The sequence below is a fragment of the Rhodobacter sp. genome (assembly GCA_020637515.1).
Lineage (GTDB): Bacteria > Pseudomonadota > Alphaproteobacteria > Rhodobacterales > Rhodobacteraceae > Pararhodobacter.
On record JACKKG010000001.1, the window covers coordinates 2,237,287 to 2,260,180 of the forward strand.

The 22,894-nt window shown below is 69.0% G+C and carries 23 protein-coding genes; 8 read left to right on the forward strand and 15 right to left on the reverse strand.

The annotated features are described in order from the left end of the window. Window positions 1–4 precede the first annotated feature (4 nt). From H6900_10995 to H6900_11010, 4 genes are all read right to left on the reverse strand, one after another. On the reverse strand, window positions 5–1,027 hold the full coding sequence (locus H6900_10995) for an enoyl-CoA hydratase/isomerase family protein (GenBank protein MCC0073800.1): 1,023 nt from the start codon (window positions 1,025–1,027) through the stop codon (window positions 5–7). Beyond that, on the reverse strand, window positions 1,027–2,172 hold the full coding sequence (locus H6900_11000) for an acyl-CoA dehydrogenase family protein (protein ID MCC0073801.1): 1,146 nt from the start codon (window positions 2,170–2,172) through the stop codon (window positions 1,027–1,029). The genes H6900_10995 and H6900_11000 overlap by 1 nt, the downstream gene beginning before the upstream one ends. Before the next feature lie 79 nt (window positions 2,173–2,251). Then, window positions 2,252–2,674 carry a hypothetical protein gene (locus tag H6900_11005; GenBank protein MCC0073802.1) on the reverse strand — a complete coding sequence of 141 codons (423 nt, stop codon included), beginning with the start codon at window positions 2,672–2,674 and terminating at the stop codon, window positions 2,252–2,254. A 140-nt stretch (window positions 2,675–2,814) separates the two neighbouring features. After that, window positions 2,815–4,314 (reverse strand): CoA-acylating methylmalonate-semialdehyde dehydrogenase, encoded by a 1,500-nt coding sequence (locus tag H6900_11010; protein ID MCC0073803.1) that lies wholly within the window; start codon window positions 4,312–4,314, stop codon window positions 2,815–2,817. Window positions 4,315–4,409: 95 nt separating this feature from the next. On the opposite strand from H6900_11010, the gene H6900_11015 reads away from it, so the two are divergent. The 3 genes from H6900_11015 to coaD all read left to right on the forward strand — a co-directional run bounded on the left by H6900_11015 (window position 4,410) and on the right by coaD (window position 6,523). Next, the gene (locus tag H6900_11015; protein MCC0073804.1) at window positions 4,410–5,360 is read left to right on the forward strand and encodes a LysR family transcriptional regulator; all 951 of its coding nucleotides are present in this window, start codon (window positions 4,410–4,412) and stop codon (window positions 5,358–5,360) included. A 60-nt stretch (window positions 5,361–5,420) separates the two neighbouring features. After that, window positions 5,421–5,852: a CBS domain-containing protein gene (locus tag H6900_11020; protein MCC0073805.1), complete on the forward strand. Its 432-nt coding sequence runs from the start codon at window positions 5,421–5,423 to the stop codon at window positions 5,850–5,852. A gap of 158 nt (window positions 5,853–6,010) precedes the next feature. Beyond that, window positions 6,011–6,523 (forward strand): pantetheine-phosphate adenylyltransferase, encoded by a 513-nt coding sequence (gene coaD, locus H6900_11025; protein MCC0073806.1) that lies wholly within the window; start codon window positions 6,011–6,013, stop codon window positions 6,521–6,523. Window positions 6,524–6,572: 49 nt separating this feature from the next. Here the strand turns inward: coaD and H6900_11030 are convergent, their stop codons facing one another. The 4 genes from H6900_11030 to gap (H6900_11045) form a co-directional block, all read right to left on the reverse strand. After that, a complete protein-coding gene (locus tag H6900_11030; protein ID MCC0073807.1) occupies window positions 6,573–9,089 on the reverse strand; it encodes a cation:proton antiporter in 2,517 nt (838 codons plus the stop codon). Between the two features lie 83 nt (window positions 9,090–9,172). Continuing rightward, on the reverse strand, window positions 9,173–10,177 hold the full coding sequence (gene gap, locus H6900_11035; protein MCC0073808.1) for a type I glyceraldehyde-3-phosphate dehydrogenase: 1,005 nt from the start codon (window positions 10,175–10,177) through the stop codon (window positions 9,173–9,175). Window positions 10,178–10,287: 110 nt separating this feature from the next. Next, entirely contained in the window at window positions 10,288–10,773 is a 486-nt protein-coding gene (locus H6900_11040; GenBank protein ID MCC0073809.1) for a cupin domain-containing protein, read from the reverse strand. A 65-nt stretch (window positions 10,774–10,838) separates the two neighbouring features. Then, on the reverse strand, window positions 10,839–11,840 hold the full coding sequence (gap, locus tag H6900_11045; GenBank protein MCC0073810.1) for a type I glyceraldehyde-3-phosphate dehydrogenase: 1,002 nt from the start codon (window positions 11,838–11,840) through the stop codon (window positions 10,839–10,841). A 170-nt stretch (window positions 11,841–12,010) separates the two neighbouring features. Between gap (H6900_11045) and H6900_11050 the strand changes: the two genes are divergently transcribed. After that, on the forward strand, window positions 12,011–12,466 hold the full coding sequence (locus H6900_11050; GenBank protein ID MCC0073811.1) for a DUF1294 domain-containing protein: 456 nt from the start codon (window positions 12,011–12,013) through the stop codon (window positions 12,464–12,466). A 68-nt stretch (window positions 12,467–12,534) separates the two neighbouring features. Here H6900_11050 and H6900_11055 read toward each other — a convergent pair whose 3' ends face one another. Both H6900_11055 and H6900_11060 read right to left on the reverse strand, forming a co-directional pair. Continuing rightward, window positions 12,535–13,602, reverse strand: a complete 1,068-nt coding sequence (locus H6900_11055) for a low specificity L-threonine aldolase (protein MCC0073812.1) — start codon at window positions 13,600–13,602, stop codon at window positions 12,535–12,537. Beyond that, entirely contained in the window at window positions 13,602–14,051 is a 450-nt protein-coding gene (locus H6900_11060; GenBank protein MCC0073813.1) for a YcgN family cysteine cluster protein, read from the reverse strand. Before H6900_11060 ends, H6900_11055 begins: the two co-directional genes overlap by 1 nt. Before the next feature lie 165 nt (window positions 14,052–14,216). Between H6900_11060 and H6900_11065 the strand changes: the two genes are divergently transcribed. Continuing rightward, the gene (locus H6900_11065; protein ID MCC0073814.1) at window positions 14,217–14,837 is read left to right on the forward strand and encodes a class I SAM-dependent methyltransferase; all 621 of its coding nucleotides are present in this window, start codon (window positions 14,217–14,219) and stop codon (window positions 14,835–14,837) included. A gap of 12 nt (window positions 14,838–14,849) precedes the next feature. On the opposite strand, the gene H6900_11070 is transcribed toward H6900_11065, so the two are convergent. After that, window positions 14,850–15,776: a bifunctional riboflavin kinase/FAD synthetase gene (locus H6900_11070; protein MCC0073815.1), complete on the reverse strand. Its 927-nt coding sequence runs from the start codon at window positions 15,774–15,776 to the stop codon at window positions 14,850–14,852. A gap of 29 nt (window positions 15,777–15,805) precedes the next feature. Next, entirely contained in the window at window positions 15,806–16,264 is a 459-nt protein-coding gene (locus tag H6900_11075) for a MaoC family dehydratase (GenBank protein MCC0073816.1), read from the reverse strand. A gap of 216 nt (window positions 16,265–16,480) precedes the next feature. On the opposite strand from H6900_11075, the gene H6900_11080 reads away from it, so the two are divergent. Beyond that, window positions 16,481–17,677, forward strand: a complete 1,197-nt coding sequence (locus tag H6900_11080; GenBank protein MCC0073817.1) for an MFS transporter — start codon at window positions 16,481–16,483, stop codon at window positions 17,675–17,677. Here H6900_11080 and H6900_11085 read toward each other — a convergent pair. Both H6900_11085 and H6900_11090 read right to left on the reverse strand, forming a co-directional pair. Continuing rightward, window positions 17,667–18,230 carry an NAD(P)H-dependent oxidoreductase gene (locus H6900_11085; GenBank protein MCC0073818.1) on the reverse strand — a complete coding sequence of 188 codons (564 nt, stop codon included), beginning with the start codon at window positions 18,228–18,230 and terminating at the stop codon, window positions 17,667–17,669. The genes H6900_11080 and H6900_11085 overlap by 11 nt on opposite strands. A 16-nt stretch (window positions 18,231–18,246) precedes the next feature. Further along, the gene (locus H6900_11090; protein ID MCC0073819.1) at window positions 18,247–19,128 is read right to left on the reverse strand and encodes a TIGR01459 family HAD-type hydrolase; all 882 of its coding nucleotides are present in this window, start codon (window positions 19,126–19,128) and stop codon (window positions 18,247–18,249) included. 115 nt (window positions 19,129–19,243) lie between these two features. On the opposite strand from H6900_11090, the gene H6900_11095 reads away from it, so the two are divergent. Continuing rightward, window positions 19,244–20,479, forward strand: coding sequence for an aminopeptidase (locus H6900_11095; protein ID MCC0073820.1), 1,236 nt, complete (start codon window positions 19,244–19,246; stop codon window positions 20,477–20,479). 183 nt (window positions 20,480–20,662) lie between these two features. Here the strand turns inward: H6900_11095 and H6900_11100 are convergent, their stop codons facing one another. Continuing rightward, a complete protein-coding gene (locus H6900_11100) occupies window positions 20,663–21,130 on the reverse strand; it encodes an Lrp/AsnC family transcriptional regulator (protein MCC0073821.1) in 468 nt (155 codons plus the stop codon). Window positions 21,131–21,235: 105 nt separating this feature from the next. Between H6900_11100 and H6900_11105 the strand changes: the two genes are divergently transcribed. Further along, complete coding sequence (locus H6900_11105; GenBank protein ID MCC0073822.1) at window positions 21,236–22,849, forward strand: GMC family oxidoreductase N-terminal domain-containing protein; 1,614 nt, start codon at window positions 21,236–21,238, stop codon at window positions 22,847–22,849. The last annotated feature ends 45 nt before the right edge of the window (window positions 22,850–22,894 follow it).

Here is a 22,894-nt window from a genome sequence, read left to right on the forward strand (position 1 = left end):
GCCCTCAGGCGATGGTCAGTTCCTGCGCGCCCAGGGGCGCCAGCATCCGCGCGACCTCGGCCGGGGTCACGGCCTCGGGGGTGGGGTGCTGCCAACGCGGGTTGCGATCCTTGTCCAGGATTTGCGCGCGCACGCCTTCGATGAAATCACCGTGCTCCATGCTGCGCCAGGTCCAGCGGAATTCCTGGGCCAGGGCCTCGGCCAGCGAGGCGGGCGGAGGCCGCAACATCGCCAGCGTCGAAGCCATGCTGAGCGGCGCATTGCGCAAGATCGCCTTCAGCGCGCCGGCGGCCAAGGGGCTCTCGTCGGCACGCAATGCGGCGACGATCGCGGGAATATCGGCGCCCGCGAACAGCCGGTCGATCACCGCCTGCGCGGCGGCCAGCGGGCTTTCGGGCGCGGCGTGACGGGGCAGGGTGGCCGGATCGCCGGTTTCGATCAGCCGGTCCTTGACCGCGTCCCAGTCGGTTTGCGGCACAAAGGCATCCGCGAACCCCGCGTGGATCGCATCGCCCGGGCCCATCCGGGCGGCGGTCAGTGCCAGGTAGACCCCCAGGGCGCCCGGCGCGCGCGCCAACAGCCAGGTGCCGCCGACGTCGGGGATCAGCCCGATGCCGCATTCGGGCATCGCCATCTGGGTGCTTTCGCCCACGATCCGGTGCCCGACATGGCAGCCATAGCCGACACCGCCGCCCATGACGAACCCGTTCAGGAAGCTGACGACGGGTTTGGGATACCGCGAGAACAGCAGGTTCATGCGGTATTCGTCGCGCCAGAAATCGCGTCCCATGGCATAGTCGCCCTGTCGCCCCGCCGCCGTCACCTGCGCGATGTCGCCGCCCGCGCAGAACGCCCGGTCGCCGGCCGCGTCGAGGATCACCACCGCCACCTCGGGGTCGTCGCGCCAGTCGAGAAGCGCGCGCTCGGTCTCAAGGCAGATCGCGTGGGTCAGCGCGTTCAGCGCCTGTGGGCGGTTCAGCGTCAGGCGGCCCGCGCGGCCCTCTTTGCGGATCAGGATGTCGGCCATCAGCCGCGCTCCGCCAACAGCGCGCGCACGGTGATCAGCCGCATGATCTCGTTCGTGCCTTCGAGGATCTGGTGCACCCGCAGGTCGCGCACGATCTTTTCGATGCCGTAATCGGCCAGATAGCCGTAGCCGCCATGCAGTTGCAGGCACTGGTCCGCCACGCGCGAGCCCGCTTCGGTCACGAATTTCTTGGCCATGGCGCAGAATCTGGTCGCGTCGGGGGTCTTGTGGTCCAGTTTCCACGCTGCCTGGCGCAGATAGGTGCGGGCCGCTTGCAGCTCGATCTCCATGTCGGCCAGACGGAATTGCAGCGCCTGGAACTGGTCGATCGTCTTGCCAAAGGCCTGCCGCTCGCCCATGTAGGCCAGCGTCCGGTCCAGCGCGGCCTGCGCCCCGCCCAGCGAACAGGCCGAGATGTTCAGCCGCCCCCCGTCGAGCCCGATCATCGCGTATTTGAAACCGTCGCCCTCCTGCCCGACCAGGTTCTCGAGTGGGGTCAGGCAGTCGTCGAACTGCACCTGCCGCGTGGGCTGCGCGCGCCAGCCCATCTTGTCCTCGAGCCCGCCATAGCTCAGCCCCGGGCGGCCGTGTTCGACGACGACGGTGCTGATCCCCCTGGGCCCCTCGCCGCCGGTGCGGCACATCACGACATAGGCATCCGAATACCCCCCGCCCGAGATGAAGGCCTTGGTGCCGGTCAGGCGGTAGCCTTCGTTCGTCTTCTCGGCCCGGGTCTTCAACGCGGCCGCGTCCGAACCCGCGCCCGGTTCCGTCAGGCAATAGGACAGCACCTTGTCCATGGTGACGGCGGGCGCCAGGTGGCGCGCCTTGACCTCGTCCGAGCCGAAGCGGTCGAGCATCGCCGCGCACATGTTGTGAATGGACAGGAAGGAGGCGACCGAAGGGCAGGCCTGGCTCAGGGCCTCGAACACCAGTGTCGCGTCCAGCCGGGTCAGCCCCGTGCCGTTGTTCTGTTCGCTCACGTAAAGCCCGCCGAATCCCAGTTCCGCCAGTTTCGGCCACAGGTCGCGCGGGATCGTGCCCTCGGCCTCCCACTGGCGGGCGAAGGGGGCGATATGCTCCTGCCCAAAGGCCAGGGCCATGTCGTAGATGGCGATTTGTTCCTCGGTCAGCGCGAAATCCATCGGCGGTCCCTTTGTGGTTCGGTCATGGTTGCGGGGCGCCCGACACGCCCGCCGGAATCGACCGGCCGAGCGCGGCCCCTCAGCGGGCCGCCGACAGCAGATCCTCCAGGCGTCGCTCGGGCTGGCCCAGAATGTCGAGGGCCTCGGCCTCGTGGCGTTGGGCGGTGGCGATGACATGCGTCACGCCGTTCCACGATCGCAGGATCAGCCGCGCCATGGCGTAGCTGACCTCGGTGGGCGCGAAATAGACCATCAGGGTCTGGGTCCGCGCATCGGGGCTGAAGATCGCGGCCTTGGCGGCCTGCAAGGCCATCAGGCGGACGAAATCCTGCTCGAATCCGGTGACGCCCGACAGGTCCACAAGCTGCTTTTGCCCGGGGTGCCGGTCGGGGTGCTTCAGGTAGGTCGCGATCAGTTGCCGGGTCTCGTCGATCCGGACAAAGCCCGTGTACTGGACATAGACCAGACCGCGCTCTGGCAGGATTCGAAAGGTTGCTGGCACGGGACCTCCGCTCGCGCTGGTATCGAGAGCGAAGTTTTACCCGCATGATCGAGGTTTTCCACCCAAAAGACCCGGCCTCGCAGCCCCGAGGGGCCCGCCCCCGTGTCGCGGCCTGCGCCGCGCCCGGGGGCGGGACGATCTCAGTCCATCGCCTTGAAATTGAAGGCGGCGCCTTCCTTGATGCCCGAGGGCCAGCGCGCGGTGACCGTCTTGGTCCGCGTGTAGAAGCGGAAGCCATCCGGGCCGTGCTGGTTCAGGTCGCCGAAGCCCGACTTCTTCCAGCCGCCAAAGGTGTGATAGGCCAGCGGCACCGGGATCGGCACGTTGATGCCCACCATCCCGATGTTGATGCGGTTGGCGAAATCGCGGGCGGTGTCGCCGTCGCGGGTGAAGATCGCCGTGCCGTTGCCGTATTCGTGGTCGATCGCCATGTTGATCGCTTCTTCATACGTTTTCGCGCGCACCATCGACAGAACCGGGCCGAAGATCTCGGTCTTGTAGATGTCCATGTCGGTGGTCACGTGGTCGAACAGGTGCGGGCCGACAAAAAAGCCGTTCTCATACCCTTGCAGCGAGAAGTTGCGGCCATCGACGACCAGTTCCGCGCCCTGCTGAACGCCGGTTTCCACCAGCCGCAGGATGTTCGCCTTGGCGGCGGCGGTGACGACCGGGCCAAAGTCCACGTCGTTGCCGGCGGTGTAGGGGCCGACCTTGAGGGCCTCGATCTTGGGCACCAGGCGCTGGCGCAGGGCCTCGGCGGTGCCTTCGCCGACCGGCACCGCGACCGAGATCGCCATGCAGCGTTCGCCCGCCGCGCCATAGCCCGCACCGACCAGTGCGTCGGCGGCCAGGTCCATGTCGGCATCAGGCATGATGATCATGTGGTTCTTGGCGCCGCCAAAGCATTGCGCGCGCTTGCCCGTCGCCGCCGCGCGGCTGTAGATGTATTGCGCGATCGGGGTCGAGCCGACAAAGCCCACCGCCTGGATCACGTCGCTGTCCAGGATGCCGTCAACGGCCTCCTTGTCGCCGTTGATGACCTGAAGCACGCCGTCGGGAAGGCCGGCTTCCTTGCACAGCGCGGCGATCATCAGCGGCACGGAGGGATCGCGTTCCGACGGTTTCAGGATCATCGCGTTGCCCGAGGACAGCGCGGGGCCCATTTTCCACAACGGGATCATGGCCGGAAAGTTGAAGGGCGTGATGCCCGCGACCACGCCCAGCGGCTGGCGCAGCGAATACATGTCGATGCCGGGGCCCGCGGAATCGGTGAAGTCGCCCTTCAGCATCTGCGGCGCGCCGATGCTGAATTCGATGACCTCGAGCCCGCGCTGCACGTCGCCCTTGGCGTCGGGGAAGGTCTTGCCATGCTCGGCCGACAGGGCCTCGGCCAGCTTGTCCATGTCGCGGTTGAGCAGGCCGACCAGCGCCATCATCACACGCGCGCGGCGCTGCGGGTTGGTGGCGCCCCAGGCCTTTTGCGCCTGGGCGGCAGAGGCGATGGCGGCATCGAGTTCGGCTTTCGACGCCAGCGCGACCTTGGCCTGAACCTCGCCGGTGGCGGGGTTGTAGACATCCGCAAAGCGTCCCGACGTGCCCGCGACCAGCTTGCCGTCGATCCAGTGACCGATTTCCTTCATGGGATCCTCCTCCTGGGGTTTGGGCGCACAATAGTCTTGCGGAAATGGCCTGAACAGAGGCAACTTCCCAAAAGGCGTTTTGCAAGGATGCAAAGCTGATGGCCGATTGGGACGATCTGAAGGTGTTTCTGGCGGTGGCGCGGGGGGAAAGCCTGTCGCGCGCGGGCCGTGTGCTGAAGATGGACGCGGCCACCGTGGGCCGGCGCATTGCGCGCCTGGAGGTGGCCCTGGCCGCGCGGCTCTTCACGCGGTCCCCGCAGGGCTATCTGCTGACCGACGAGGGCGGGCGCCTGGTCGCCCACGCCGAGGCGATGGAGGGCGAGGTCGCGCGCGCCCGCGACGCGCTGGTCGGCCCGGCCGAGGGGATCAGCGGGCAGGTGCGGATCGGTGCGCCGGACGGCTGCGCCAACTACCTGCTGCCGCAGGTGGTGGCGGGGATCGTCGCGCAGAACCCGGGGCTCGAGGTTCAGATCGTCGCCTTGCCGCGCGTCTTCAGCCTGACCCGGCGCGAGGCCGACATGGTGATCGCCGTGTCGCGCCCGGAACAGGGGCGGGTGATCGCCACCCGGATCACCGATTACCGGTTGCACCTGGCGGCCTCGGACGCCTATCTGCGCGCCGCGCCGGCCCTGACGCGGATCGAAGACCTGCGCGCGCATCGCGTGATCGGCTACATTCCCGACATGATCTTCGACCGCGAGCTGGAATACCTGGCCGACCTGGGGGTGGAACAGCCCCCGGTCGCATCGAATTCGGTGTCGGTGCAGCTGAACCTGATGCGGCAAGGCGCGGGGGTTGGGGTGGTGCACGACTTTGCGCTGCCCGCCGCGCCGGGGGTGCGCCGGGTGTTGGCCAAGGCGTTCAGCCTGACCCGCGCCTTTTACCTGGTGCGGCACGCCGACGACCGCAACGTGCCGCGTATCGACCGCTTCGCCGAGGCGCTGACGCACGGGATGCGGACCGAGACCCAGCGGCTCGAGCAGATGGTCGAGGACGGGCCCGCCGGGGGCCGTGACGATGCCTTGTCAAATGAAAACAACCCTTGACAGAGTCCCGGGCAGGATGCCGACTGCAAAAAGACAACCCGAGACGAACGGAGGTGCCTCATGATTGTCAGCCAGATTCTCAAGACCAAGGGAACGGGGATCGTGACCATCGCGCCCGGTTCGACGCTCCGTGAGGTGGTCGAATTGCTGTCCACCCGCCGGATCGGGGCCGTGGTGGTCTCGGCCGACGGCAAGGCCGCGCAAGGGATCGTGTCCGAGCGCGACATCGTTCGCGAACTGGGCCGCGCGGGGCCGGCCTGCCTGGACCAGACCGTGGACAAGGTGATGACCCGCGCCATCTATTCCTGCGCGCCGGGCGACACCACGCTTTCGGTGCTGGAAACCATGACCACTCGCCGCTTTCGCCACATGCCGGTGATGGAAGACAACATCATGATCGGCTTCATCTCGATCGGGGATGTGGTCGCGGCGCGCTTGAGCGAATTGCAGGCCGAGAAGGATGCGCTGACCGGCATGATCATGGGCAACTGACCCGAGACCGCAACAGCCATCGCGACCCGGGACCGCAACAGCCATCGCGACCCGGAGCCGGGCAGGGCAGAAGGCCGCGACCGTCCGTTTCTGCACTTGCATTGTTGCGCGCAATATTGTTGCGTGGCCCCGGAATCGACAGCCGCAAGGGGGTGACCATGCGTATCGGACTGTATCCGGGGACCTTCGACCCGCTGACGCTGGGCCATATGGACATCATCACCCGCGCCTGCGCACTGGTGGACCGTCTGGTGATCGGCGTGGCGATCAACCGCGACAAAGGGCCGCTGTTCTCTCTGGACGAACGCGTGGCGATGGTCGAGGGCGAGACGGCGGCGCTGTCCGCGCGCACCGGCGTCGAGATCGTCGTGCACCCGTTCGAGAACCTGCTGATCGACTGCGCCCGCGATGTCGGCGCCGGGGTCATCATCCGGGGTCTGCGCGCGGTCGCGGATTTCGAATACGAATTCCAGATGGTCGGCATGAACCGCGCGCTCGACGACAAGATCGAGACCGTGTTCCTGATGGCCGATGCGCGCCGCCAGGCGATCGCCTCGAAGCTGGTCAAGGAAATCGCCCGCCTGGGGGGCGACGTCACCAAATTCGTGCCCGCGCCGATCAACACCGCGCTGCGCGACCGCTTTGGTCCGGCGCTGAGCCGCGACCGCTGAGCGGCCGCGCCCCCCGCGCCCGCCGCGGGCGCGCGGGCGCGGCACGGGGTCAGGCGGGGGCCGGCGCGCCCTCGAGCGCCTCGAGATCCAGCGCGACGCCGCGCGTGCGGGCGCTGTCCAGCACCGCCTGCCTGAGCCCCGCATCCTTGCGCAGCAGGTCCTGAAAGCGGGCCTCGTCCAGCGTCAGCAGCGTGCAATGCGTGATCGCCGTGGTCCGCCCGCGCCTGAGGCCGCGGCGCAGCAGCGCCAGGTGGCCGAACATCTCGCCCGGGCCCAGCCGCAGCACCACGCCCGCGCGCACCTGCTCGACCGCGCCCGAGGCGATGAACCAGACCTTGCGCGGCACCTCGTTGCGTTCCAGCAGCACGGTGCCGGGCGCGGCGTAATTCGTGCGCATCCGGCGGATCAGCATCGCGCGGCGCGATTCGGGCATGTCGGCGAACAGCGGAAAGGCCGCGATCAGCGTGGTGCGCTGGATCGCCAGATCCAGCCGCGGGCGGCGCGCCTGCGCGTTGCGCCGCCTGGCGATCCCCATCGTCAGCGCGTGACGCAGTTCGGGGCCGATCAGCCCGTCATCGACCAGGGCGGCGTATTCGTGTTCCTCCTGCGCCAGCACCATCTGCCGGATCAGGCGGCGCTCCAGGTCCTCGGCATAACCGGGGAATTGCAGCCTGAGACCGTCCAGCGCACGGTCGGCCTGTTCGATGCGGCGTTCCAGCAGGTCGTGCAGCAGATCCGCCACCCGCTTGCCGTGGATGCGGCGAATCCGGGTGTCGATGAAGCCATGCATCTCGCGCAGGATGGGGCCCAGGGCGACCAGATGTTCGAACCGGTCGGCGGTCTGGCGCGCCAGCAGGCCCGACAGGTGCAGCCGGTTGTGCAGCACGCCCGCCAACCCCTGCAAGGGCCCGCTGCGCTGGACGAAGCGCGCGGTGTTCAGATAGCCCAGCCGCCCGCCGGTGCGCGTGCCCTCGATCAGGCGGTCGGCGTCGGCGACCATGCGCGTGGCCAGCCGGGGCGGCAGCAGCCCGTCACTGAAGCTGGCCATCACCAGATCGCGCTCGCGGCCGGCCAGTGCGACCAGCCCCAGCGTGATGCGGTCGCGGTCAGGGATGTCGGCGCGTTCGTCGGCCTCGGCCACGGCCTGGTCCACCCGGGCGGCGAACCGCTTGGCCTCGTCGCGCACGGTTTCGCGCGCAAGGCCGATCTCGCGCGCGGTTTCGCTGACGGTCTCGCGCACCGATTGCAGGGCGACGGCGACGACCTGCGCCGACAATGCCGCATCCAGGGGCGACAGCCGGTCCAGCCCCAGCCGATGGATGACCCAGCGCAGGCTGGTGCCCTGCACGATCAGCGTGAACAGTGTGAAGCCGGTGGCGATGATGCCGACCTGGCGCTTGATGTCGGGCGGAATGCGGAAGCTTTCGGTCACGGCCAGCGCCAGCGCCAGCGTCACCGCCCCTCGGAGCCCGCCCCAAAGGATCGCCGCGCGTTGGCGCCCCTCGACCCGGGGCGACAGGTTCAGGCGGGTCAGGAGCGGCATCAGGCCGAACAGGATCGCCGCGCGCGCGGCCAGCGTCGCCACCACGGTGATCGCGATCAGCACCAGGTCAAAGGCCTGCGCGCTGGCCAGAAGGCGCGGGATCAGGATGGCCGCCAGCACGAAGATCAGCCCCCCGGCCCAGTAGCCCAGCAGGTCCCAGGTCTCGCGCAGGGTCGCGCGTGCGCCCGCCGACAGCGTGCCCGGCGCGTGAAAATTCAGCGCCAGGCCGGCCGCCACCACGGCGATCACGCCCGAGGCCCCCAACAGTGTTTCCGCCAGGATGTAGACCGCATAAGGCAGCGCGACCGACAGCGAGACCTGCCCCAGCGGGTGATCCCCCAGCCGCGCGATCGCCGCCAGCGCCAGCCGCCCCGCCAGCCAGCCCGAGGCCGCGCCGCCACCGACCAGCCAGGGGAACTGCACCACCACGTCGGTCAGCCGCGGGTTGGGGATGCCAAAAGCGACAAAGGCGAAGAACAGCGAGAACAGCGCGATCGCGGCGGCGTCGTTGAGCAGGCTCTCGCCCTCGACGATGCGGGCCAGCCTGAGGGGGGCCGGTGTCGCGCGAAAGATGCCGACCACGGCCGAGGGGTCGGTGGTCGATACGATGGCGCCGATCATCAGGCAGGCGAACAGCGACAGGCCGCTGAACGGCACCAGCGCCCAGCCCACCACCAGCGTGCTGACGACGACCGCGACCACCGCCAGCGACAGGATCGGCACCCAGTCGTCCAGCATCCGCCTGAGGTCGATGGACAGCGAGACCTGGAAGATCAGGGTCGGCAGAAAGACATAGAGAAACAGGTTCGAGCGGATCGGCAGGTTCTGCACGAGCTGCGCGGCCTCGCTCAGGGCCTGCGACGGCGGCAGCCAGGCCACCAGCGCCGAGGTCGCGCCCAGCAGGATGCCGATCAGCGCCAGGATCACCGTCGAGGGCAGCCGCAGCCGGTCCGCGACCGGCTCGGACAGGCCGATCAGCGCAAACAGGACAGACGCGGTGGCAACGATGGCAACGAGATCCATGGCCCCAGATTAAAAGGAAAATCCCTCCTGGGCGAGGGCCAGAAGGGACACATTTTCCTCAGCCGCTGAAACAGTGGCGGGCCTCAGCCCAGCCTGGCGATGGCGGCGGCGGTGTCGAGCATCCGGTTGGAAAAGCCCCATTCGTTGTCATACCAGGCCAGCACCCGCACCATGGTGCCCCCCAGCACCCGCGTCTGGTCCAGCGCGACAATGGACGAGCGGTTGTCGTGGTTGAAGTCGATCGAGACATTCCTGGCCTCGGTGATGCCCAGGATGCCCTTCAGCGGGCCCGCGGCGGCGGCGGCGACGAGCGCGGCGTTGATCTCTTCCATCGAGGTGGCGCGCGCGGCCTCGATGGTCAGGTCCACCGCCGAGACATTGGGCGTGGGCACCCGGATCGCCACCCCGTCAAGCTTTCCGTCCAGCGCCGGCAGCACCAGCCCCACCGCCCGGGCCGCCCCGGTCGAGGTGGGGATCATGCTGAGCGCGGCGGCGCGGGCGCGGTAAAGGTCCCGGTGCAGCGTGTCCAGCGTGGGCTGGTCGCCGGTGTAGGAATGGATCGTCGTCATGAACCCTTTGGTGATGCCGACGGTGTCGTGCAGCACCTTGGCCACCGGGCTCAGGCAGTTGGTCGTGCACGAGGCGTTCGAGATCACGCGGTGCGCGGGCGTCAGCGAGTCGTGGTTGACCCCGTAGACGATGGTGGCATCCGCGCCCTTGGACGGCGCCGAGACCAGCACTCGCGTGGCACCGTTCTGCAAATGCACGCGCGCCTTTTCGGCGTCGGTGAAGACGCCGGTGCATTCCAGCACCACATCGACGTCCTGCCAGGGCAGATCGGCGGGATTGCGCAGGGCGCTCACGCGGATCGGGCCCTGGCCCACGTCCATCCAGTCTGGGCCGGTGGTCACCTCGCCGGGGAACCGGCCGTGCACGCTGTCGAAGCGCATCAGATGGGCGTTGGTTTCGACCGGGCCCAGGTCGTTGATGGCGACGACGCGCAGGTCGTCCCGCTTCTGGTCCATCAGCGCCCGCAGCACCAGGCGACCGATGCGTCCGAACCCGTTGATGGCAAGGGTGGTGGTCATGTCACGCTCCGCTGACCCCGGGGCGGGGTCGTGATTGCGCTAACACCACAAATGGCGCAAAAAGTCAATGCCGCGGCGCGGCAAGGTCCGGCCGGCCGGCGCTGCCCCGCTCAGGTCTTTGCGCCGACCACCGGGTGCTCGATGGCCGCGTGCGCCACGACATCCGCCGCCATTCCGGCGTTGCGATAGATGCGCTTGCCCAGCCGGGGATAGTCGCCCACGTCCTGCGCCAGGCGTTGGCCCACGACCAGCAGGCGCAGAACCTCGGTCCCGGTGTTGACGATCGTATGCGCCAGCCCGCCCTTGCGGTAGCCGATGAAATCCCCGGGGCCGATGGCGTGGTCGGCATCGCCGATCGTCGCCGTGGCGCTGCCGGACAGAACGTAGACCGCTTCGTCCTCGTGGTGATGGCGGTGATATTCGGTGGTCTCGGCCCCGGGCGCGACCTCGATCACATGCACGCCCAGCCCGGTCAGGCCGGTGGCGTCGCCCAGCGACTTGTTGATCCGGCGGGCGTTGGGATTCAGGAAATGCGTCTTGTCGAGACCCGGCATCGCGGCGATCGCCGCGGCGGTCAGCAGGTAGGAATCGGCCATGAAAAAACCCCGGCGTTGCATTCAGCGCCGAGGTTCCATCGTTTCGCGCAATCGCGCAAGGGCCGTCAGATCAGGCGGCCCATCGCGCCGGCGACATCGGCCATGCGGCACGAAAAGCCCCATTCGTTGTCATACCAGGCCAGGACGCGCACGGTGCGGCCGCCGACAACCTTGGTCTGGTCGGGGGCGAAGATCGACGAATGCGTGGTGTGGTTGAAGTCGATCGAGACCTTGGGCTCGGGGTCATAGGCCAGCACATGACCCATCGCGCCGGCGGCGGCCTCGCGCATGATCTCGTTCACGTCGGCGACGGTGACGTCCTTGCCGGCGACAAAGGTCAGGTCCACCGCCGAGACGTTCGGCGTGGGCACGCGGATCGCGGTGCCGTCCAGCTTGCCCGCCAGTTCCGGCAGGACCTCGCCCAGGGCCTTGGCCGCGCCGGTCGAGGTGGGGATCATCGCCATGGCGGCGGCGCGGGCGCGGTAGAGGTCCTTGTGGCGGCGGTCCAGCGTCGGCTGGTCGCCGGTATAGGAATGGATGGTGGTCATGATGCCCGATTCGATGCCGATGGCGTCGTTCAGGACCTTGGCCAGCGGCGCCAGGCAGTTGGTGGTGCACGACCCGTTCGACACGACCAGGTGTTCGGTCGTCAGCGCGCGGTGGTTGACGCCGTAGACGATGGTCTTGTCGGCATTCTTGGCCGGTGCCGAGACCAGCACCCGTTTGGCACCGCGGCCCAGATGCACCGAGGCCTTGGCGCGGTCGTTGAACTTGCCGGTGCATTCCAGCACGATGTCCACGCCCTCCCAGTCCAGCTCGTCGGGGTTGTAGGTGGACATCACGCGGATCGGGCCGCGGCCCAGGTCCAGGGTGTTGCCCTCGACCCGGACGGTGCCGGGAAAGCGGCCATGGACCGAATCGTATTTCAGCAGGTGGGCGTTCGTCTCGATCGGGCCGGTGGCGTTGATCGCGACCACCTCGACATCATTGCGGGCGCTTTCGGCGATATGCGCGAGGGTGCAGCGGCCGATGCGACCGAAACCGTTGATGCCGATGGTGATGGTCATGGAACTGTCTCCGGGCTGGGGCTGGGGCCGGTGTGGGTCCGGTGGGCCTGAAGCGCAGGCAACCGGCGCGGCGGCGATCTTTTCTCTGTTCGATCTATACATTTTGAATGATGGCAGAGAAAGGGCGAAAAGCGAAAGGAAGCAAGGCGTTAGCGCAAAACATCACACAAATGCGGGTGTTTGCGATAACGGTTGCGCCCCCATCGCGGCCCCGGTTTTGCCCTGTCGCGGGCCGGGCGCGCCCTCTTGCGGCCATTGTGTTTCAGGCCTGCTTTGCCTATGACGACCCGAAACCTTCCGACCACCCCAGACGACACGAGACGCCGGTGTTCGAAACTTTTGTGATTGTCTATCTTGTCCTCCTCAACGTCGCCGCGTTCTGGGCCTTTGCCCATGACAAGCGCGCGGCGATCGCGGGTGCGCGGCGCATCTCCGAGGACCGGCTGCTGGCGTTGGCCTTTCTGGGCGGGTCGATCGGGGCCAAGCTGGGGCAGTTGCTGCTGCGCCACAAGATCCGCAAAGAGCCGTTTCGCCAACAGTTGAACGGCATCCTGGCGGTGCAGATCGTCGCCATGGCGGCGGTGCTGACGATCTACGTCGTGCAGACCGGCACCGCGCCGCGATGACCGCGGGCGGGTCCGGCCGGCGCCGGACCGACCGGGTCGCGGGCCCTTGGGCCAGGGGCGCGGAAGGCTCAGAGCGCGGCGGTCAACGTGGCGATGAACTGATCCACATGCGCCTCGGTGGTGGACCACGAGGTCACCAGGCGGCATTGGTGCGGGTGGTCGGGCCCGGCGCCGTGGGGCGGGGGCGCGGGCCAGTCGTAATACATCGCCCCCGCGGCCCTGAGCGCGGCGTGCGCCTTCAGCGGGAATTCGGCGAACATCATGTTGCCGCCGCGCGCGTGGACCAGCCGCGCCCCGGCGCCGCGCAGCCCCGATTCCAGCCGCGCGGCCCGGTCGTTGGCGGTGCGCGCCAGCGACAGCCATAGATCGTCGGTCAGATAGGCGTCCATCTGGGCCGACAGATAGCGATGCTTGGAAAACAGGTGCCCGCCGCGCTTGCGGCGCAACTCGAACTCCCAGGCGCGGTTGGTGCCGCCCCGGGCGGGATCGAACAGCACCACGGCCTCGACCCCCATCAACCCGTTCTTTGTGCCGCCGAACGACAGCACATCGACCCCGGCGCGCCAGGTCATTTCGGCCGGCGTGCAGCCCTCGGCCACCAGCGCGTTGGCAAAGCGCGCGCCGTCCAGATGCACGGGCAGGCCGTGGGCGTGGGCGATCGCGGCCAGGCGGGTGATCTCGGCCACGGAATAGCGCGCGCCGCGTTCGGTGAGGTTGGTCAGCGACAGGATGCCGGGCTGGGCGTGGTGCACGCCACCGGGCGCCGCGTCGATCGCCGCCTCGAACGCGTCCGCGTCGATCTTGGCGTCGGTGCCGTCGAGCAGCGTCAACTTGGCGCCGCCGGCGTAGAACTCGGGCGCGTTGCACTCGTCTTCCTCGATATGCGCATGACGGTGACAGTAGATCGCGCTCCAGGGCTGCACCTGGGTGGCGATGGCCAGCGAATTCGCGGCGGTGCCGGTGGCGACCAGAAAGACCTCGGCCTCGGGCGCCTCGAAGGTGGCGCGGATGCTGGCGCGGACCCGATCCATCAGCGCATCGGCGCCGTAACCCATCGCGAAGCCCGCGTTCGCGCGTCCCAGCGCGGCAAGGATCGGATCGGGCACGCCCGAGGTGTTGTCAGAGGCAAAGAACATCAGATTTCCTCGTCGATGATGTGGTCTTCCCAGTCGTCCTCGGGGATGGCGTATTCGGGCACGGTGCGGCCCTGGACCGAGGCCCCGGCACGGTGGACGCTGTCGGGGTCGCCCGACAGCAACGGGTGCCAGTCGGCAAGCCCGCGCCCTTCGTGCACGCGCCGATAGGCGCAACTGCGGGGCATCCAGTAGCTGACCTCGTCGATGGTCTCGGGGCGCAGGATCACGCATTCGGGCACGATCTGCTTGCGCAGCGCGTATTGGCCGCAGCGGCAGGTCGTGTCGTCGAACAGCCGGCAGGCGATGTTTGTGAAGAAGACCTCGCCCGAATCGGCGTCTTCCAGTTTGGCCAGGCAGCATTTGCCGCAGCCATCGCAAAGGGCCTCCCACTCGCGGGGGGTCATGTCGGCCAGGGGGACGGTGTCCCAGAAACGGGGGCGCAGGGTCATGCCCGCGACCCTTGCCGATTTGGCGGCGGAAGGGAAGGGGGCTCGACCCGCCCGACCCGCCCGACCCGCTCGACCCGCCCGACCCGCCCGACCCGCTCGACCCGCCCGACCCGCCCGACCCGTCTGGCCTGTCCCGCGCCCGGCGGCCGTGCTAGGGTCGGGGCCATGTCGCTCTATGATCGGTTCATCCTGCCGCCCCTGATCCGCTGTGCCTGTTCGGTGAAACCGATCGACCGGCTCAGGGCCAGGGTCGTGCCGGGGGCCGCGGGCCGGGTGCTGGAGATTGGCGCGGGCGCGGGGCTGAACCTGCGCCACTACGACCGTGCGCGCGTGACCGAGGTGCTGGGGCTCGATGTCTCGGCGCCCCTGCTGCGCCAGGCCGAGGTCGAGGCGGCGCGCCTGGGCCTGCCGTTCACGCCGCTTCTGCTGGACGCCGCCGCGATCCCGCTGCCGGCCGAGTCGGTCGATACCGTGTTGGTGACCTTTACGCTGTGTTCCATCGCTTTGCTGAGCCCGGCGCTGGCGGACATGCGCCGCGTGCTGCGCCCGGGTGGGCGGCTTCTGTTCCTGGAACACGGCCGCGCGCCCGATCCCGGCGTCGCCCGCGCGCAACGCTGGGTCGAACCCCTGTGGAAGCCGCTGGCGGGCGGCTGTCATCTGACGCGCGACCCGGTCGCGGAACTGGAGCGCGCAGGCTTCGTGCTGGAGCGGCTGGAGCAGGCCTATCTGCGCCACGTCTGGCGCGGGGTGGGCTATGTCAGCGAGGGGGTCGCGCGGATCGGCTAGGCCCCGGCCCGATCACAACCGGGCCAGCAGGGCGCGGGCCTGGCGGCTGTCCTCGTCCATCTGGTCGATCAGCGCCTGAAGGCCGTCGAACCGGGCCTCGGGGCGCAGGTAATCGACCAGGGCGACGGACAGGTGCTGACCATAGAGATCGCCCTGAAAGTCGAACAGATGGACCTCGAAGTTCGGGGCGTTCACGCCGAACATCGGCCGCACCCCCAGCGAGGCGACGCCGTCGTAGCAACCGGCAAAGGCGCCACCCAGCACATCGACCTTGACGGCGTAGACGCCCAGTTTCGGCAGGTGCAGCCCCTCGACCGCCATGTTCGCCGTCGGATAGCCCAACTCGCGGCCGCGTTTCTCGCCGTGCAGCACCGCGCCGTCGATCCGGTGGCGGTGACCCAGCATCTCGGCCGCGTCGCGCACGCGGCCCAGGCTGAGCGCCTGACGGATCGCCGTGGACGAGATCGCGCCGTCCTCGCTGCCGACGATCGGCAGGATGGTGACGTCAAAGCCGAATTCCTGGCCATGGGCGCGCAGGGTTTCGGCGGTTCCGGCGCGGCCCTTGCCGAACTGGAAATCCGCGCCGACGACGACATGCGACAGGCCCAGCCCGGCGGCCAGCACGTCGCGGGCGAACGATTCGGGGGGCAGGGCGGCCAGATCGCGGGTGAAGGGCAGCTCGAACAGCAGGTCCACGCCCAGCTTTTCCAGCCGGTTGCGCCGCGCCTCGGCGTTCATCAGGCGGAAGGGCGGTGCGTCGGGGGCAAAGACCTGGCGCGGGTGCGGTTCGAAGGTGACCACACCCAGCGGCACGCCCGGTCGGCGCGCGGCGTCGATCACCGCCTGGTGGCCGCGATGCACGCCGTCGAAATTGCCCATGGCGGCCGAGGCGCCCCGCGCGCCTGTCTCTAGTCCGGTCCAGGTGGTGAGTGTCTGCATTCTGCCCCGCGGCGCCGCCGCGTCGGCGGTCAGTCGAACTTGCGGCTGGGCGCCAGAACCAGCGCCTCGCCCTTCAGGACCGTGGTATTGCCCACCGTGCAGCGACAATCAAGGGTCACCCGGCGCCTGGGGTAGTCGATCTCGCGCACCGTGACCTCGGCCAGCACCACGTCGCCGGGGCGGACGGGGGCCAGGAACTTCAGGCTTTGGCCCATGTAGATCGTGCCGTGGCCGGGCAATTGTTCGCCGATCACGGCCGAAATCAGCCCGGCGGTCAGCATCCCGTGCGCGATGCGCCCCTCGAAGATCGTATCGCGGGCATAGTCGTCGTCCAGGTGCACCGGGTTGCGGTCGGTCGAGACCTCGGCGAAAAGCTCGATATCGCGGTCGGTCACTTCCTTGCGCAGGTGGCGTGACAGGCCGACTTCCAGATCCTCGATGCAGATCGTGCCGCGGGGCAGATTGTCGTTCGGGCGGGTGTCGAGCATGGCGCGGGTTCCGTTCGAAGGGGCCATCGGCGGGGGACTCATGGATCTTGTTGCGGTGCAGCATAGCGCGGCGGTCAGGATCGCGCAAGGGTGTGACGTAACTTTGATGCGAATATGGCCAAAAGGTCGCAATTTTGTTGCGCGAAGGATTTTTGCGCCCCCTCTGGTAATCCCGCGCCCGGGGGGATACTCGAAACGGACTGGGGAGGGCCCGTCATGACAGGCAGAGAGCGCACATCCTGGGCCGCGGTGGCGGTGGTGGTGCTGTCGGGGGCCTTTGCCTCGGCGCAGGTCGGCAAACTGCCCGCCGCGCTGCCGCTGATCCGCGCCGATCTGGGCTTTGGCCTGGTCGCGGCGGGATTCGTGCTGTCGATGTTCAATGTGCTGGGCATGGCGGTTGCGGTGCTGTTCGGCGGGCTGGCCGACCGGCTGGGTCGGGTGCGGCTGGTGGCCGGCGGCTTTGCCTGTATCGCGCTGGGCGGCGCGCTGGGGGCGCTGGCGCCGTCGCTGGGGCTGCTGATCGTCAGCCGCCTGGTCGAGGGGGTCGGCTTTATCGCCGTGACGGTTTCGCTGCCCTTCGTGCTGGTCGCCGCCTCGGCTCTGCGCGACCAGGGGCTGGTGCTGGGGGTCTGGAGCATCTACCACCCCACCGGCATGGCGGTGGCCATGCTGTCGGCACCGGTCCTGCTGCACCTCATGGGGTGGCGCGCGCTGTGGTGGCTGATCGTCGCGCTGGTGCCGCTGATCGCCTGGGCGGTTCTTGCGCAGATGCGCCGGCTGGACCTGCCGCAACCGCGCGGTGGCCCGTTCCTGCATCTGGCGGCCGAGGCGCTGCGGACGCGCGGCTTTCAACTGATCGCGGCGGTGTTTCTGGCCTATGCGTTCCAGTGGGTGACGCTGATGGCCTGGCTGCCGACCTTCCTGACGGAAAGCTTCGGCGCGGACCTGGGCTTTGCGGCGCTGATGACGGCGCTGGTGGTGCTGGTGAACGTGCCGGGCTGCCTGTTCGGCGGGGCGCTGATCCGCAAGGGCGGACGCGCCGGGCCGATGATCCTGATCGGCACGGCGATCATGGCGGTGTGCACGCTGGGCATCTTCCTGCCTGGCCCGCCGGTCTGGGCCCGGCTGGCGCTGTGCCTGACGTTCTCGTTCGCGGGCGGCCTGGTCCCGCCCAGCCTGTTCAGCGCGGTGCCGCGCTTCGCGCCCTCGATCCGGCATGTCGGCGCGGGCAACGGGATGCTGATGCAGGGCTCGGCGCTGGGCCAGTTCATCGGCGCGCCGCTGGTCGCCTTCGCCGTCGCCCGCGGCAACGGCGACTGGAGCCACGCGCTGGGCCCGATGCTGGGCTTCGCGGCATTGACCGCGCTGGCCGGCTGGGCGCTGGGCCGCGCCGACCGCGGCGTCAGGCCCTGAGCGGCTTCAGCGCGCCGGCCCATTTCGCCAGTTCGGCCAGCATGACGCCGGCGCTGTCGGCGGCGATCTGGGGCGGCTGGAACCCGTCGTCGTGCAGATGCGCGGCGAACCCCGGCAGCATGACGCCCTGCGGGATCGCCATCATGCCGACATTGCCCAGCAACCCGCGCAGGACCTGCGCCGCGCGCAAACCGCCCGAGGCCCCGCCGTAGCTGACGATCGCCGCCGGCTTGTAGCGCCATTCGTGCAACAGCGTCTGCACCGCGTTGACCAGCGACGCGGGGGCAAAGAAATCGTATTCCGGCGAGACAAAGACAAAGGCGTCGGCGCTGTCCACGATGGCCGACCAGGTCTGCGTGTGCGCGTGCTGATAGGCGCGCTTGACGGGGTGCTCGACCTCGTCGAGCAGCGGCAGCGCGATTGCCGCCAGGTCCACCACCTCGACATCGAAACCGCCCTGCGCGCGCGCCTGGCCGGCCACCCAGTCGGCGATCTGCGGGCCCTTTCGCCCGGGGCGCGTGGATCCGATGACGATCTTCAGGGTCAGGGTCATGACATGTCCTTTCAGGTCAGCGCAGGCGCCCCATGGCATAGCGCGGATGCAGGTCTTCGGCCGCCAGCCAGTCGGCCAGCGATTGCGGGTCGGGGTTCGCGGGATCGGCGCCAAAGCGGTGCGATTCGAGCCCGCCGGTCACAAAGACCGCGTCGATCCCCTCGGCCTGGGCGCCGCGGATGTCGGTGCGCACACCGTCGCCGATGGCCAGGACCGCGTCGGGGTCATAGGTGATCCCGCGCGCCGCCAACTGGTTGCGGGCGAAATCGTAGATCGGCGGATAGGGCTTGCCAAAGGACAGGACCTCGCCGCCCATCGCCTCGTAGAGCTGGGCCAGCGCGCCGGCGCAATAGATGCGGGTGTCACCCACATCCACCACCAGGTCAGGGTTCGCGTTCAGCATCCTGAGGCCGCGCACCTTGGCCGACAGGAATCGGGCGCGGTAATCCTCGGGGGTTTCGGTGAATTCGTCGAAGGGGCCGGTGCACAGGATGCCCTCGGCCTCGTCCAGCGGGACGCGCGTGATCGGCGGCTGATCTTGCAACCAGTCGGGAATCAGGGTGAACAGGTCCTCGTCCTTGCCCGGGCCCAGATGCCACAGCTTGCGCCCGGCGGCCCCTTGCAGCATCGCCACCTGCGTCGCATCGCCCGAGGCGGCGATGACGTCATAGGCGTCCTCGGGCAGGCCCATCGCGTCGAGCCGGCGCTTGACCGCGTGGCGGGTGCGCGGCGCGTTCGTCAGCAGCACCACCGCGCCGCCCCGGCGCCGAAAGGCCTGCAACGCGGCGACCGCCTCGGGGAACAGGGCCTTGCCGTTGTGCAGGCACCCCCAGAGATCGCAATAGAGCACGTCATAGGCCGGGGCGATCTCGGACAGCGTGGGCACAAGCTGGGTCACGGAATTTCCTTTCGGCGCATTGACGGTCGGCCGGGCGGGTTTATCCTGCGCCGCCGAAAGGGGCAATCGCCCCGGCCGTGCAAAGCCGACCGATCGGCCCGCAAGAGGACAGCGCATGCAGAACCCCATCGACCCCGTCAAACTGGACCGCCTTGCCGAAGTCGCCGTGCGCGTCGGCTTGAACCTGCAACCGGGGCAGGACCTGGTGCTGACGGCCTCGGTCGGGGCGCTGCCGCTGGTGCGGCGAATCGCCGAGCACGCCTATCGCGCGGGGGCCGGGCTGGTGACCCCGATCCTGTCGGATGACGCGGTGACGCTGGCCCGCTACCGCAACGCCCCCGAGGCGGCCTTCGATGCATCGGCCGGCTGGCTCTATGACGGCATGGCGGCGGCCTTTGACAAGGGCGCGGCGCGGCTGGCGATCGCGGGCGGCGATCCGATGTTGCTGTCGTCCGAGGACCCCGACCGCGTGTCCCGCGCGAACCGGGCGATGGCGATGGCCTATGCCGCCGCGCGCGACCGCATCACCCGCTTCGCCACGAACTGGACCATCGTCGCCTGGCCGGACGAGGCCTGGGCCCGGCTCGTCTCGCCCGATCTGCCGCCCGAGCAGGCGCAGCGCGTGCTGGCCGAGGCGATCTTCGCCGCCTCGCGCGTGGACAGCGACGACGCGGTCGCCCGCTGGCAGGCCCACAACACCGAACTGGGCCGCCGGTCGTCCTGGCTGAACGGCCGGAACTTTGCCGCGCTGCGCTTTACCGGACCCGGCACCGATCTCGAGGTGGGGCTGGCCGAGGGCCACAAATGGATCGCCGGCGCGACGGAAACGACCTCGGGCATCCTGTGCAACCCGAACATTCCCACCGAGGAAGTCTTCACCACGCCGCACCGGCTGCGGGTGTCCGGCACCGTCAGCGCGACCAAGCCGCTGTCGCACCAGGGCACGCTGATCGAGAACATTCAGGTCCGGTTCGAGGACGGCCGGATCGTGCAGGCGAACGCCAGCCGTGGCGAGGCGGTCCTGAACAAGGTGCTGGACACCGACGACGGCGCGCGCCGCCTGGGCGAAGTGGCGCTGGTGCCCCACGCCTCGCCGATCTCGCAGTCGGGACTGCTGTTCTACAACACCCTCTTCGACGAGAACGCGGCCTCGCATATCGCGCTGGGGCAGTGCTATGCCACCTGCTTCCATGGCGGCGAGACGATGGACGCGGCCGAGGTCGGGCGCCGGGGCGGCAACACCAGCGCCATCCATATCGACTGGATGATCGGTTCGGGGCAGATCGACATCGACGGCGTGACGCAGGACGGCGCCCGCGTGCCGGTGATGCGGCAGGGCGCCTGGGCCTGACCCCCCCGCGCCCGTGTTGCGCGCCGGGAGGGTTTTCCACCCTCCCGGACCCTCCCGGAGGATATTTCGGGCACAAAGAAGGGGGCGTTAACCCCTTCTTAACCTTGGCCTTCTTTGTGCTTCAAATATCCCGGGGGGTGAATTCGCGGCACGCGAAGAGGGGGGCTGGCCCCCCTTGCCCGGTCACACCGACAGGATGGTCGTGGATTTGATCTCTTCCATCGACAGCAGCGCCGTGACGTTATGGATCTTCACGTCGCGGATCAGCGCCTGATAGAAGGCATCATAGGCGCGCGCGTTCGCCACGCGCACCTTCAGGATATAGTCGATGTCGCCCGCCAGGCGGTGCGCTTCCAGGACCTCGGGACGGGCTCGGACCGAGGCCAGGAACCGGTCCTGCCAGTCGGGATCGTGTTCGGCGGTGCGGATCAGGACGAAGAAGCAGGCCTCGAGTCCCAGCGAGTCGGGGTCCAGGATCACCGTCTGCCGCCCGATCACGCCCTGGTCGCGCATTTTGCGGATGCGATTCCACACGGGCGTCTTGGACGATCCCACCTTGCGTGCGATATCGTCGAGCGATTGTCCCGCGTCCTCTTGCAGTTCCTTCAGGATCTTGCGGTCGAGCGGGTCGAGGTCGGCGTGGGCGGGCATGGCTTTTCTCCGGCGATGTCGCGGTTTTACCGCCCGTGTCGCCCGGCGTCCAGCAGCGAGCCTGCGGATGTGGCAGCGAGAGGCGGTCAGAGAGGGACGGGGACGATGGACGGCCAGTTCGACTATGTGATCGTGGGGGCGGGGTCCGCGGGCTCGGTGCTGGCGGCGCGGCTGTCCGCCGCGGGGCAGCGGGTGCTGGTGCTCGAGGCCGGCGGCAGCGACCGGAGATTCTATGTGCAGATGCCGCTGGGCTATGGCAAGCTGTTCTACGATCCGTCCGTCAACTGGGCCTATCGCACCGAACCCGACCCGGGGCTGAACGGGCAGCGCGACTACTGGCCGCGCGGCAAGGTGCTGGGCGGGTCGTCCTCGATCAACGCGATGGTGTGGATCCGCGGGCACGAAAGCGATTACGACGACTGGCAGGCGGCCAGCGGCGCCAGTCATTGGGGGCGGGACGCGGCGCGCGCGGCCTATCGCGCGATCGAGGACAACGCCGACGGCGCCGACACCTGGCGTGGGCAGGGCGGGCCGCTGCACATCCGATCGGGGCGCGACCCCGCGCATCCGCTGGTCGAGCCGTTCCTCGCCGCCTGCGCCGCCGCCGGTCTGCCGCGCAACCCCGATTTCAACGGCGCCCGGCAAGAGGGTGCGGGCCTCTATCAACTCACCATCAAGGGCGGGCGACGGAACTCGGCGGCCCGCGCCTTTCTGCGCCCGGCGCTGAAATCCGGCCGCGTCGCGCTGCGCACGCGTGCTCAGGTGACCCGCGTGCTGCTGGAAGGCCGGCGCGCGGTTGGCGTGGAATACCGCTGGAAGGGGGCGCAGCACCAGGCCCGCGCGCCCGAGGTGGTGCTGGCCGGGGGCGCGATCAACACGCCGCAGATACTGATGCTGTCGGGCATCGGCCCGGCGGCGGAGCTGGCCGCGCAAGGCATCGCGGTGGTCCTGGACCATCCCAACGTGGGGCGCCACCTGAACGATCATCAGGGCATCAACTACACTTGGCGGATGCGGGTGCCGACGATGAACGACATCTTGCGGCCCTGGTGGGGCAAGGCCTGGGTCGGCGCGCGGTATCTGCTGACGGGGGGTGGGCCGCTGAGCGTCTCGATCAACCACGGCGGCGGGTTCTTTCGCACCGATCCGTCGCTGGAACGGCCCAACATGCAGCTCTATTTCCAGGCCTTCAGCACCCTGATGCCGCGCGAGGGCGAGCGCCCGATCCTGAGTCCCGATCCGTTCCCCGGCCTGTCGATCGGCCTGTCCAACTGTCGGCCGACCAGCCGGGGGCAGATCACCCTGGCCTCGGCCGATCCGCTGGCCGCGCCGCGCATCACCGCCAACGCCTTTTCAACCGACCACGACGTGAACGAGATGCTGGCGGCGGTGAAGGTCCTGCGCCGCATCGCCGCGCAAGCGCCCCTCGCGCCGCTGATCGCCGAAGAGCTGCGCCCGGGCCCCGGGATCCGCGACGACGCCGATCTGATCGACGATTTCCGCCAGCGGTCGGGCACGGTGTTCCACCCCTCGTGCACGGCGCGGATGGGGGCCGATCCCGAGACCAGCGTGATCGATGCCGACCTGCGGGTGCGCGGCATCGCGGGGCTGCGGGTCTGCGATGCCGCGGCCTTTCCCACGCTGATCGGGGGCAACACCAACGCCCCCGCGATCCTGATGGGCTGGATCGGGGCCGAACGCCTGCTGGCCACCCGCTGATTTGATCCGTGTCATGGCCCGGCGGCCGTGGGGCGTGCAGACTGT

Bases quoted from the DNA above. Each gene is read 5' to 3' on its own strand.
- gap (MCC0073810.1), bottom strand. From the start codon at position 11,840: ATGACCATCACCATCGGCATCAACGGTTTCGGTCGCATCGGCCGCTGC.
- H6900_11075 (MCC0073816.1), bottom strand. From the start codon at position 16,264: ATGCTCGACACCCGCCCGAACGACAATCTGCCCCGCGGCACGATCTGC.
- H6900_11105 (MCC0073822.1), top strand. From the start codon at position 21,236: ATGGACGGCCAGTTCGACTATGTGATCGTGGGGGCGGGGTCCGCGGGC.
- H6900_11040 (MCC0073809.1), bottom strand. From the start codon at position 10,773: ATGGCCGATTCCTACCTGCTGACCGCCGCGGCGATCGCCGCGATGCCG.
- H6900_11050 (MCC0073811.1), top strand. From the start codon at position 12,011: ATGCGGGTGTTTGCGATAACGGTTGCGCCCCCATCGCGGCCCCGGTTT.
- H6900_11095 (MCC0073820.1), top strand. From the start codon at position 19,244: ATGCAGAACCCCATCGACCCCGTCAAACTGGACCGCCTTGCCGAAGTC.
- H6900_11085 (MCC0073818.1), bottom strand. From the start codon at position 18,230: ATGACCCTGACCCTGAAGATCGTCATCGGATCCACGCGCCCCGGGCGA.
- gap (MCC0073808.1), bottom strand. From the start codon at position 10,177: ATGACCACCACCCTTGCCATCAACGGGTTCGGACGCATCGGTCGCCTG.
- H6900_11060 (MCC0073813.1), bottom strand. From the start codon at position 14,051: ATGACCCTGCGCCCCCGTTTCTGGGACACCGTCCCCCTGGCCGACATG.
- coaD (MCC0073806.1), top strand. From the start codon at position 6,011: ATGCGTATCGGACTGTATCCGGGGACCTTCGACCCGCTGACGCTGGGC.
- H6900_11080 (MCC0073817.1), top strand. From the start codon at position 16,481: ATGACAGGCAGAGAGCGCACATCCTGGGCCGCGGTGGCGGTGGTGGTG.
- H6900_11000 (MCC0073801.1), bottom strand. From the start codon at position 2,172: ATGGATTTCGCGCTGACCGAGGAACAAATCGCCATCTACGACATGGCC.
- H6900_11065 (MCC0073814.1), top strand. From the start codon at position 14,217: ATGTCGCTCTATGATCGGTTCATCCTGCCGCCCCTGATCCGCTGTGCC.
- H6900_11010 (MCC0073803.1), bottom strand. From the start codon at position 4,314: ATGAAGGAAATCGGTCACTGGATCGACGGCAAGCTGGTCGCGGGCACG.
- H6900_11020 (MCC0073805.1), top strand. From the start codon at position 5,421: ATGATTGTCAGCCAGATTCTCAAGACCAAGGGAACGGGGATCGTGACC.
- H6900_11070 (MCC0073815.1), bottom strand. From the start codon at position 15,776: ATGCAGACACTCACCACCTGGACCGGACTAGAGACAGGCGCGCGGGGC.
- H6900_11030 (MCC0073807.1), bottom strand. From the start codon at position 9,089: ATGGATCTCGTTGCCATCGTTGCCACCGCGTCTGTCCTGTTTGCGCTG.
- H6900_10995 (MCC0073800.1), bottom strand. From the start codon at position 1,027: ATGGCCGACATCCTGATCCGCAAAGAGGGCCGCGCGGGCCGCCTGACG.
- H6900_11055 (MCC0073812.1), bottom strand. From the start codon at position 13,602: ATGTTCTTTGCCTCTGACAACACCTCGGGCGTGCCCGATCCGATCCTT.
- H6900_11100 (MCC0073821.1), bottom strand. From the start codon at position 21,130: ATGCCCGCCCACGCCGACCTCGACCCGCTCGACCGCAAGATCCTGAAG.